The organism is Pseudomonas sp. (assembly GCF_049590575.1).
Lineage (GTDB): Bacteria > Pseudomonadota > Gammaproteobacteria > Pseudomonadales > Pseudomonadaceae > Aquipseudomonas.
In genome coordinates this window covers 37,295-47,562 of the sequence record NZ_JBAWDE010000057.1, presented here as the reverse complement: position 1 = coordinate 47,562, position 10,268 = coordinate 37,295, and the positions used below count along the sequence as shown (strand labels likewise).

The window sequence follows — 10,268 nt, the reverse complement described above, 5'->3', positions numbered from 1 at the left end:
ATGCGGCGTGTCAGATTATGCGTCTGTCACTGATCCACCGCATTCGCGAGCAAGCCCTCTCCCACCGTGGTTTTGCAGGATGTCAGCCCCATGCACTCAGGTGCGAAACCGGCTGACCAACTGATTCAACGTCTGCGACAACGCCGTCAATTGCTGCGCATCCCCACGCGTGGACTCGGCCAGGCTCGCCACCAACTGCGCATCCCCGTGAATCTGGCTGATATGCCGATTGATGTCTTCAGCCACCTGATGCTGCTCTTCGGCAGCCGTGGCGATTTGCGTGTTCATGTCGCGGATCACGTCCACCGACTCACGGATCAACCCAAAACTGGCGCGCGCATCATTGATCGACACCACGGTTTCCTGCGACACCTCAAGGCTGGCATGCATCTGCTTGCCCATCTGGTGGGTGCGGCGCGCCAGGTTGCCGAGCAGCCCGTCGATTTCACCGGTGGAATCCGCGGTGCGTTTGGCCAGTGCGCGCACTTCGTCCGCCACCACTGCAAACCCTCGGCCCTGCTCGCCGGCACGCGCGGCTTCGATGGCGGCGTTGAGCGCCAGCAGGTTGGTCTGCTCGGCGATAGAGCGGATGGTGCCGAGGATCGACTGGATGTCGTTGCTGTCTTTTTCCAACTGCTCCATGGCCTGGGCGGAGTGGCCGATTTCTTCGCTCAAGCGCCCGACACTGCTTACCGCCGCGTCGATCTGTTGCTGCCCGGTGTGAGCCTGGCGCTGGCCGTTGTCGGCCGAGTCGGCGGCCTGGCTGCAGGAGCGTGCGACCTCATTGGAGGTGGCGACCATTTCATGAAACGCCGTGGAAACTATGTCCACCGCCTCGCGCTGGCGTCCGGCGACTTCGGCCATTTCCACCGAGACCTCCGTGGCGCTGCCGGAGCTGCTGTGGATCTGCCCAGCGGCCTCGCCAATGCGCTGGATCAGTGTGCGGATGGCTTCAAGGAATTGGTTGAACCAACCGGCGAGTTGCGCCGTCTCGTCGCGGCCCTTCACCTCCAGGCGCGCGGTCAAATCACCTTCGCCTTGGGCGATGCCTTCAAGGCCGCTGGCCACGCCACGAATCGGCTTGACGATCAGCCCGGCAAACCAGGCCCCCGCCGCCGCGAACAACGCCGCGCACGCAATCGCGATGGCGGCAATCAGCCAGGTCAGGCGGGCCGCGCCGGCCATCACTTCACTCTCGCGCACCAGCCCTACAAACCGCCAGCCCAACGCCTTGGATGGCCACACCAGCGCCATGTAGCGCTGCCCCGCCAGCTCGACCTGCACCAGGCCCTCGCCGGCCTCGCTCAACTGCCGATAGCCTTCACCCAACTGGCCCAACGGCTTGAAATTGTGGGAGGGGTCATGCGGATCAACCAGCACGGTGTTGTTGGCCTCCATCAGCATCAGGTAGCCGCTGTCGCCGAGCTTGATCTGCTTGACCAGATCAGTCAGTTGCTTGAGCGAAACGTCGATGTTCACCACCCCGCTCGCCTTGCCCTGGCGGTCGTTGAAGCTTTGCACGGTGCTCACCAGCACCACATCATCGGCGGCCCAATAATAGGCTTCGGTGCGCAGGGTCTTGCCCGGTTGCGCCATGGCCGTCTTGTACCACGGCCGCGTGCGCGGGTCGTAGCCGGCCAGCTTGGGGTCACCCGGCCAGAACACATAGCCGCCGTCTTCGGTGCCAAGGGACAAATAGGTGTAGGCCGAGTGACTCTTGGCCAGGCCCTCGAACAAGGTGAACAGTTGCTGGTCGCGCTCGCCCGGGGCGACTTGCGCCGCATCGCTGGCCAGGTAGCGTTTCACGTCGCCATTGATACCCTGCAATTGCGGGTGCGCAGCCAGGTAAGCGACGTTCTGGCTGATGCCTTCGAAAAACAGCTGCATGGCGTTGTCGACCTGGCGGATCTCCCGCCCGCTGCTGTCGACAAAGCCGTCGCGTGCTTCATGGCGCACGTTGAGGATGATTATCACCGCCACCAGGATTACCGGTAGGCTGGCAATCACCGCAAACGCCAGGATCAGTTTTTGTTTTATGTTCATCGAGCTCGCCTTCCTTGTGAGGTGAGGGTGCAACCGTTGGAGAGAAAAGTTTTGCGGATATCCCGTATTATGGTATACCAACAATCAATCCGCCGAACAGCCGTCATTGCCGGCACGCTTCACATTGGCGAGAGCATTTAAGGGCCCGCAGTCGACAGGCCGATCACAATAGATCCGAGGTAAGCGCCATGAAGTTTTCCCTGTTCGTACACATGGAACGTTGGGATGAAAGTGTCAGCCATCGCCAGTTGTTCGAAGACTTGACCGAACTGACCCTGATGGCCGAGGCCGGTGGCTTCAGCACCGTATGGATTGGCGAACACCACGCCATGGAATACACCATCTCGCCCAGCCCGATGCCATTGCTGGCTTACCTCGCGGCCAAGACCACCACCATTCACCTGGGCGCCGGCACCATCATTGCGCCGTTCTGGCACCCACTGCGCGTGGCGGGCGAATGCGCCTTGCTCGACGTGATCAGTAACGGGCGCATGGAAGTCGGCCTGGCCCGTGGCGCCTACCAGGTTGAATTCGACCGCATGGCCGGCGGCATGCCCGCCTCCAGCGGCGGCCAGGCCCTGCGCGAAATGGTGCCGGTGGTCCGCGCGCTGTGGAAAGGCGACTACGCCCACGACGGCGACATCTGGAAATTCCCCACCTCCACCAGCGTGCCCAAACCGATCCAGCAACCCAACCCGCCGATGTGGATCGCCGCCCGCGACCCGGACTCGCATAACTTCGCGGTGGCCAACGGCTGCAACGTAATGGTCACACCGCTGATGAAAGGCGACGAAGAAGTCCTCGACCTGAAAAACAAATTCCAGGCCGCCCTCGACAACAACCCGGACGTGCCACGCCCGCAACTGATGGTGCTGCGCCACACCCACGTACACGCCGTGGACGACCCGGAAGGCTGGAAAGTCGGGGCCAAGGCGATCGCCAGGTTCTATCGCACCTTCGATGCCTGGTTCGGCAACAAATCCGTACCGGTCAACGGCTTCCTCGAACCCAGCCCCGAAGAGAAATTCGCCGGCCGCCCGGAGTTCGAACTGGAGAGCCTGCACACAACCGCGATGATCGGCACGCCGGAAGAAATCATCCCGCGCATCCAGTACTACAAAGAGCTGGGCGTCGACGAATTCAGCTTCTGGTGCGACAACAGCCTGCCCCACGCAGAAAAGAAAAAATCCCTGGAGCTGTTTATCAAGCACGTGGTGCCGGCGTTTCGTTGAGGGGGATCTGGACTGAATAGTGCGGGCAAAAAAAAGCCACTCTATCGAGTGGCTATTTTTTGTGTGTCCGCAACGGGAAACGAAACTCACGGCGAGTATTTCACCAGCGGTGGAAGGCTATTTCAGCGCTTGCTTGACTGGCGTAAGACGCGGCCCGGTGTGGAATCATTGTCTGGCTTGGCGAAGCACGAGTTCCGACAGGCGGGTCTTAACTCGGAAGCAGAACTCACGAATTTGGAATTGATAGGCCGGCAGAACCATATAGTTTATATCTGCACTCATGGAGTCTTTGATTTGCATGTATTTACCAGTCTTGCTGGCAATCGCCTGGTATTCCGCCTCGTACTTATCGTAAGACGCTTTGTTATAAACCTTTAATACATCGATCTCTTTGCGGCACTGTTCGGCGCGGTTCTGGTTCAGGTCAGTCTCTGATTCTGGCTGAGCGATCTCAGGCGAGGCAGGCGTTGGGGCCTCAGCACTGGCATTCGCAGACGCAGACTTATATTGCACCGGCGGTTTTGCAGGTGTCGGAGTCGCGGGCTCAGGAGGTGTTTGCTGGACAACGGCAGGGGGTGGAGCGACTTTAGGTTTTTCTGGAGTTTTCGTAGCGCATCCCGAGAGGGCGAGTCCTACCAATACAACAATGCCACAAATCTTATTCATCGGTCTCACCAAAGAGGTCGTTATGGACGGCTGAGTCGATACGTTCTGGGTAAAGGTAATAACTCATTCAATGATTGAGCAACGTTTCTACCAGACTCAAGGCGCTCAGCCTCTCTTCCTTGAGTGCGCAGACTACCGATAATAGTAAAAAATCAACCAGATGACGAGAAAAAGCTTGTCATAAATGCCACAAATTCAATGGCATAATCACAGCCCTTGCACTCGCCGGGAGTACAAGGGTGAGTAACGGCAGACGGTCGGAGGGCCGCCCTTTCTGACTCAGCGACGCAGGAGACGGTCCAGCACCAACAGGGCGACTGCACCGATTGCAATGGCGGCCACTGGCTTCTCTTTAACGAAGGTCGATACGCTGTCCAGTGCATCGCCATAGGTTTGAGTCAGCTGACCCGCAGCTTGGCGACCAGCACCTTCAGCTTCAACCTTCGAATCACCCAGCAACTTACCCACCGCGCTCTGCGCCTTACCGGCGAGTTTTTCTGCAACGCCTTCTACTTGTTCACTCTTCATGATTCACCAAACCTTTGCGTGTAATGAGATAGCTCAGGGTCGACCCGAGCCAGGGCTAGCTGCACAGCATTAGGGACATGGGCGTTATGATTAGTTCAAAGTGGATGAGCAGCAGGGCATCAGGCAGCCAGAAGCGCGGACCGGTCGATAACACCTGGGGCATTTGCCAACAGCGCGGCTTGGGCCATCAAATCGCAGGCAAAAAAAGCCACTCTATTGAGTGGCTTTTTTTGTGTTTGGAGCGGGATACGAGACTCGAACTCGCGACCCCGACCTTGGCAAGGTCGTGCTCTACCAACTGAGCTATTCCCGCGTCTTGGTGGTGTGCATTCTATAGAATCCAGAACCCCCGTCAACCCCTTGATTCAAAAAAGTTTTATTTCTTTTCAACGGTGGTGCGCAGGTGAGGCCAGGCGGCGCGTAAATACTGGAGCATGGACCACAACGTCAGGCCGGCGGCGATCAGCAGCAAGGCGTAGCCGAGCAGGACCCAGAAGGTGAAGTCCGACGGGTTGGCCAGCAGGATCACCAATGCAAGCATCTGTGCGGCGGTTTTCCATTTGCCCATGTTAGAGACGGCAACGTGGGCGCGTGCGCCGATTTCGGCCATCCATTCGCGCAGGGCCGACACAACGATCTCGCGGCCGATGATCACCGCGGCCGGCAGGGTCAGCCACAGGTTGCCGTGTTCCTGCACCAGCAGGACCAGGGCCACCGCCACCATCAGCTTGTCTGCCACAGGGTCGAGGAACGCGCCGAACGGCGTGCTCTGTTCCAGGCGGCGCGCCAGGTAGCCGTCGAGCCAGTCGGTAGCAGCGGCGAAAGCGAACACCGAGCTGGAGGCCATGTAGCTCCATTCGTACGGCAAATAGAACAACAGAATGAAAATCGGAATAAGCAGGACGCGTAGAACGGTGATCAGATTAGGGATATTCATCGGCACAACTGGCTACGAGGTGGAAAGGCATTCTATTCGCTGTGCAGACTTGCATAAATCAACTCAGCGAGCTTTTTACTGATACCGGGAGCTTTGGCTATTTCGTCAATGCTGGCACGGGATAGCTCCTGCAAGCCACCAAAATGTTTAAGCAGGTCGCGCCGACGTGTCGGCCCAACACCTGCCACCCCTTCCAGGGTTGAGGTTCGCCGGGTTTTGCCACGCCGGGCGCGGTGGCCGGTAATCGCGAAACGGTGAGCTTCGTCGCGAATCTGCTGGATCAAGTGCAGCGCGGGTGAGTCGCCCTTCAAAGTGAACTCATGGGCAGCATCATTCAAGTACAACGTCTCGAACCCGGCCTTGCGCGTGGCGCCCTTGGCCACGCCGAGCAGGATCAGGTCGGGTACCGCCAGTTCGTTGAGCACATCCCGGGCCATGGACAGCTGACCTTTACCGCCGTCCACCAACAGGATATCCGGCAGCTTGCCCTCCCCGTCTTTGAGTTTGCTGAAACGCCGCGTCAGCGCCTGGTGCATGGCCGCATAGTCATCGCCAGCGGTGACACCTTCGATGTTGTAGCGCCGGTAGTCGGACTTGATCGGCCCTTCCGGCCCGAACACCACGCAGGACGCCACCGTGGCCTCGCCACTGGAGTGACTGATGTCATAACACTCGAGGCGCTGGGGCGGCTCGTCGAGGTTAAGGACTTCGGCGAGGGCGTCGAAACGTGCGGCGACGTGCTGGCGATTCGCCAGGCGCGCGCCCAGGGCCTGTTCGGCGTTGGTCACCGCCAATTGCTGCCAGCGCGCACGAGTGCCGCGCACGCGGTGGCTGATGTCCAGTTCGCGGCCGCGCAATTCGTGAATGGCTTCGATCAGTGCCGGGAAGTCTTCATGCACCACGTTGACAATCAGCTCGGACGGCAAGTCGCGCTCGGGGTTACTCACGTAATACTGGCCAAGGAACGCGGCCATGACTTCGGCCACCTCCTCGTCGATACCGGTCTGCGGGAAGAAGTTCTTGCTGCCCAGCACGCGCCCGCCACGCACGCTGATCAGGTGCACACAGGCGCCGCCCGGGTTGACGAAGGCGGCGATCACATCCACGTCACCGGTGCCGCCTTCCATGCTCTGCTGGTCCTGAACGCGGCGCAGCAACGAGATCTGGTCACGCAGCTCGGCTGCGCGCTCGAAATCCAGGGTGCTGGCAGCCTGCTCCATGGCGCCCGACAACTCATCGGTCAGCGCATTGCTGCGACCTTCGAGGAACATGACCGAGTGGCGCACATCTTCAGCGTATTCCGCAGGCTCGACCAGCCCCACACAGGGCGCCTTGCAGCGCTTGATCTGGTATTGCAGGCAGGGCCTTGTGCGGTTCTTGTAGAAGCTGTCTTCGCACTGGCGCACGAAAAAGGTTTTTTGCAGCAGGCTCAGGCTTTCACGGATCGCACCGGCGCTGGGGTAAGGCCCGAAATACTTGCCCTTGCCCTTCTTCGCACCGCGATGAATGCTCAGGCGCGGAAAGGCTCCGTCGGATAAATACACGTACGGATAGGATTTATCATCACGCAACAGGATGTTGTAAGGCGGCCGCCACTCCTTGATCAGCGTCTGCTCAAGCAGCAACGCCTCGGTTTCATTGGCGGTGATGGTGGTTTCGACCTGGGCGATACGCGCCACCAGCGCGGCGGTTTTAGTCGCCAGGCCGGTCTTGCGAAAGTAGCTCGCAAGGCGGTTTTTCAGGTTCTTGGCTTTGCCGACATAAAGCAGGCGCGCCTCGCTGTCGAACATGCGGTACACGCCGGGGCGGCCACTGCAGGTCGAGAGGAAGGCACTTGGATCAAACGGTGTGGTCATGTCAGGCGCTGGCGTCCACCATGCCGTGGCGCACCGCGAGCAGGGTCAATTCAACATCACTGCTGATAGCGAGCTTCTCGAATATGCGATAGCGGTAGGTATTGACGGTCTTGGGCGACAGGCACAGCTTGTCGGAAATCGACTGCACTTTCTGGCAGCCGACAATCATCAAGGCGATCTGGATTTCCCGCTCCGACAGCGCATCAAACGGCGAGTCGCTGGTGGGCTGGAAAGACTTGATGGCCAACTGCTGGGCAATCTGCGGGCTGATATAACGCTGCCCGGCAAAGACCAGGCGGATGGCTTGCACCATCTCCGCGAGGCCGGCGCCTTTGGTCAGGTAACCGGCCGCACCCGCTTGCAACAGGCGAGTAGGAAACGGATCTTCCTCGCACACAGTCACCACCACGACTTTAATGTCTGGATGACTGCGCAACAATTTGGTCGTGGCACCCAGACCGCCGATACCCGGCATCTTGACGTCCATCAATACCACATCGGGCTTCAACTCCCGGGCCTTGATCAGGGATTCCTCACCCGATTCGGCCTGGCCGACTACTTGCAGGCCATCGATGTCAGCCAGCATTCGTGTAATGCCTGTACGAACGAGATCATGGTCATCGACTACTAGCACCCTAATCAAGCAGACACCTCGCGATATGGTCTTATAGGTTGCTGAACACCTTAGCAAAAAACCAAGGCGCAGACCTAGTTGCAAGTGTCATATATATAGAGTTTCAACGCGCTGCGCCCGTTCGCCGGAGGGCGAACTGCGCTGTTTCCTGGGTAAAAGGTCAGGAATCCTGGGGCTGCGGCTTGGGTTTTCCGTTCTGTATTGCTGAATGCTCGGCCAAGGTCGTGGTCAGGCGACGGATTGCATCCTGGTCTTCCTTGAACATTGCCCTGTAGTTGCCCAGCACTTTTTCTTCGATATGACTGAGGTTATCCACCTGGCTCGGCGTTGGGCTGCCGGTCAATACATAAAGGATATCCACTCCTCTTTCGGCGACACGGGACAAATAGTCGGCCTTGGGTGCACGACCACCGTTTTCATACTTGCCTTGCGCGTTGGCCTCAACGCCTCCTATTTCACCAAATACTTTTTGCGACAAGCCGAGTCGCTCCCTTTCTTGCCTTAAACGCGAACCGATTCCACTCATTTGGATGTATGATCCTATCTGGCACACCCCAAGAGGTGACACACTCATCTCGTTTTACACAAACTTGAACGGTTTTGAACTATGCCCGGTATTCGCACTGCTGCACAAGCCAAGGCTTGGTTGGAACATCAAGGAAAATCAGTTCAAGCGTTCGCGCGCGAGCACGGGGTTGATCCGGCTACCACCTATCAAGTGCTCGCGGGGCGTAAAAAGGGACGGCGTGGAGAAGCCCACAAGGTGGCGGTCCTGTTGGGCATGAAAGAAGGGATTATCCTGGACGAGCCTGCCGCCCAGCACAGCGATAGAGAAGTAGTTTCCTGAAGGCAGTATGCGCTTATTCACAGGACGTGCCTGATTTACTCCGATGCCCCGCCGCGACACTCGCGCTCCATGCGCCAGAAGCAATCCTCTTCGCCCACGATGTTCAGCCCCTGGCGCTGGTACAGCCTTCTAGCCGGGTTGGTCTTGAACACCGTCAAACGCAGCAGCCCCAAGCCTTGAGCGCTTGCCTTGCGTGCCATCTGGTCCAGCACCCAACTGCCCGCCCCCTGCTTGCGAAAACATTCGAGCATATGCAGCTCACGGATATACAGGGCCTGGCTGTCTCGACTCAGGCTGATAAAGCCCATCACAGCATCATCGTTGCAGATCAGCCAATTTTCGCGATCGCCCCAGCCGACATCGAAGCCACCGTCAGACCACAACAAACCGTACTGCCTGTAGTAGCTGTTCATTGCTTCATGGGTCAGTGCCCGCGCGAATGGCAGGTCCCGGCTCGTCGCGGCACGCAGATGGAACGCCATTTAGAGCGCAACCACTCGGCCAGCCCAGCACCCGCCTTCGCGGCGGCCAATGACCAACGCACTGCCAGTACCCGGTGCGGCTACGAGCAAGCTGCCATCAGCCCCCCAGATTGCACTGCGTCCGGCGCAGTTCCAGCCACCCGATGGGCCACCGTGATTAGCCATCAGCACCAGCATCCGATGCTCGCTGGCGTAGCCCTGAAGCAGCGCACTGTCGGCGGCGTAACCGCCGTCACTGACCAGCGCCCCGACCGCATACACACTGGCGCCGGCCTCAGCTGCCTGGCGTGGATGGCCGGCGTGGGAAAAGTCCGCACACACGGCCAGTGCGATGCGTTCGTCTGCGAGCTCGAGGGCGGCCCCGCCCTGCCCGACTGTAAACGCCACCGCTTCACCGGGGTGCAGGTGCTGCTTGGAGTAGACGCCGAGTGAACCGTCCGCCCCGAGTATCAAGGCGCCAATCAGTACGCCCGCATGCGGCGCGAGCCGAATCGGCATCCCCACTATCACCGTCAAACGCAACTCGCGCGCCATGTCGCGCAGTGGTGTCAGCGACGCGTCTTCGGGCGCTATCGCCAGCTCATCCGCCAAAGACGGCTCGTACCCGGTCAGCGACAGTTCCGGAAACACCAGCAATTGCACACCGTGCTCCGCCGCCACACGCATGAATGCCAGGTGCCGCTGGATATTCGCCGGCACGTCGCCTGCAATGGAAAGGGTTTGGGCAGCAGCAAGGGTCAAGGCAGTCATGGTCGCGTCCAAGCAATCAATGTCTAAGTATGAACAGCATATCGCCAGTCACTCATAGCCGTAAGTACCCCCACACAATAGAAATTACTGATTGAAACCTCCTGCGCGCCTCGAGTAAGCTCCCCCCATCATTTGGAGAGCTACCATGTTGCAACTCACCCACACTCAGGCTTGCCCTGCTGCCAGCGCCACGCGCTCGGTGTCGGCTGCCCGTGTGAACGGTTCGAGCGCACTGGTCAGCTTTTATTTTGGGTATTGGTTTAGCCACTGGCGCGCCTGATACCTGAAATCGG

At 59.2% G+C, this 10,268-nt stretch carries 10 protein-coding genes, 1 tRNA gene and 2 pseudogenes; 2 read left to right on the top strand and 11 right to left on the bottom strand.

Annotation, left to right across the window (positions count from 1 at the left end):
• Window positions 1-96 precede the first annotated feature (96 nt).
• Both WBR57_RS04360 and WBR57_RS04355 read right to left on the bottom strand, forming a co-directional pair.
• A pseudogene (locus WBR57_RS04360) lies at window positions 97-693 on the bottom strand (methyl-accepting chemotaxis protein); the annotation flags it as partial.
• A 309-nt stretch (window positions 694-1,002) separates the two neighbouring features.
• A pseudogene (locus tag WBR57_RS04355) lies at window positions 1,003-1,887 on the bottom strand (cache domain-containing protein); the annotation flags it as partial.
• A gap of 344 nt (window positions 1,888-2,231) precedes the next feature.
• Between WBR57_RS04355 and WBR57_RS04350 the strand changes: the two are divergent.
• The gene (locus WBR57_RS04350; protein ID WP_424082460.1) at window positions 2,232-3,275 is read left to right on the top strand and encodes an LLM class flavin-dependent oxidoreductase; all 1,044 of its coding nucleotides are present in this window, start codon (window positions 2,232-2,234) and stop codon (window positions 3,273-3,275) included.
• Window positions 3,276-3,440: 165 nt separating this feature from the next.
• Here the strand turns inward: WBR57_RS04350 and WBR57_RS04345 are convergent, their stop codons facing one another.
• The 7 genes from WBR57_RS04345 to WBR57_RS04315 all read right to left on the bottom strand — a co-directional run bounded on the left by WBR57_RS04345 (window position 3,441) and on the right by WBR57_RS04315 (window position 8,422).
• Window positions 3,441-3,941 (bottom strand): hypothetical protein, encoded by a 501-nt coding sequence (locus WBR57_RS04345; RefSeq protein ID WP_424082458.1) that lies wholly within the window; start codon window positions 3,939-3,941, stop codon window positions 3,441-3,443.
• A gap of 279 nt (window positions 3,942-4,220) precedes the next feature.
• Window positions 4,221-4,469 (bottom strand): CsbD family protein, encoded by a 249-nt coding sequence (locus tag WBR57_RS04340; RefSeq protein ID WP_424082456.1) that lies wholly within the window; start codon window positions 4,467-4,469, stop codon window positions 4,221-4,223.
• 237 nt (window positions 4,470-4,706) lie between these two features.
• Window positions 4,707-4,782, bottom strand: a tRNA-Gly gene (locus tag WBR57_RS04335).
• Window positions 4,783-4,845: 63 nt separating this feature from the next.
• The gene (gene pgsA / locus WBR57_RS04330) at window positions 4,846-5,406 is read right to left on the bottom strand and encodes a CDP-diacylglycerol--glycerol-3-phosphate 3-phosphatidyltransferase (RefSeq protein WP_012723427.1); all 561 of its coding nucleotides are present in this window, start codon (window positions 5,404-5,406) and stop codon (window positions 4,846-4,848) included.
• 32 nt (window positions 5,407-5,438) lie between these two features.
• Window positions 5,439-7,262: an excinuclease ABC subunit UvrC gene (uvrC, locus tag WBR57_RS04325; protein ID WP_424082453.1), complete on the bottom strand. Its 1,824-nt coding sequence runs from the start codon at window positions 7,260-7,262 to the stop codon at window positions 5,439-5,441.
• Between the two features lies 1 nt (window position 7,263).
• Complete coding sequence (gene gacA, locus WBR57_RS04320) at window positions 7,264-7,905, bottom strand: response regulator transcription factor GacA (RefSeq protein WP_017530522.1); 642 nt, start codon at window positions 7,903-7,905, stop codon at window positions 7,264-7,266.
• A 151-nt stretch (window positions 7,906-8,056) separates the two neighbouring features.
• Entirely contained in the window at window positions 8,057-8,422 is a 366-nt protein-coding gene (locus tag WBR57_RS04315) for a helix-turn-helix domain-containing protein (protein WP_424082450.1), read from the bottom strand.
• A gap of 81 nt (window positions 8,423-8,503) precedes the next feature.
• On the opposite strand from WBR57_RS04315, the gene WBR57_RS04310 reads away from it, so the two are divergent.
• Window positions 8,504-8,743, top strand: coding sequence for a DNA-binding protein (locus WBR57_RS04310; RefSeq protein ID WP_424082448.1), 240 nt, complete (start codon window positions 8,504-8,506; stop codon window positions 8,741-8,743).
• Between the two features lie 35 nt (window positions 8,744-8,778).
• Here the strand turns inward: WBR57_RS04310 and WBR57_RS04305 are convergent, their stop codons facing one another.
• On the bottom strand, window positions 8,779-9,225 hold the full coding sequence (locus tag WBR57_RS04305) for a GNAT family N-acetyltransferase (RefSeq protein ID WP_424082446.1): 447 nt from the start codon (window positions 9,223-9,225) through the stop codon (window positions 8,779-8,781).
• Window positions 9,226-9,975 (bottom strand): carbon-nitrogen hydrolase family protein, encoded by a 750-nt coding sequence (locus WBR57_RS04300; RefSeq protein ID WP_424082444.1) that lies wholly within the window; start codon window positions 9,973-9,975, stop codon window positions 9,226-9,228.
• Window positions 9,976-10,268 lie beyond the last annotated feature (293 nt).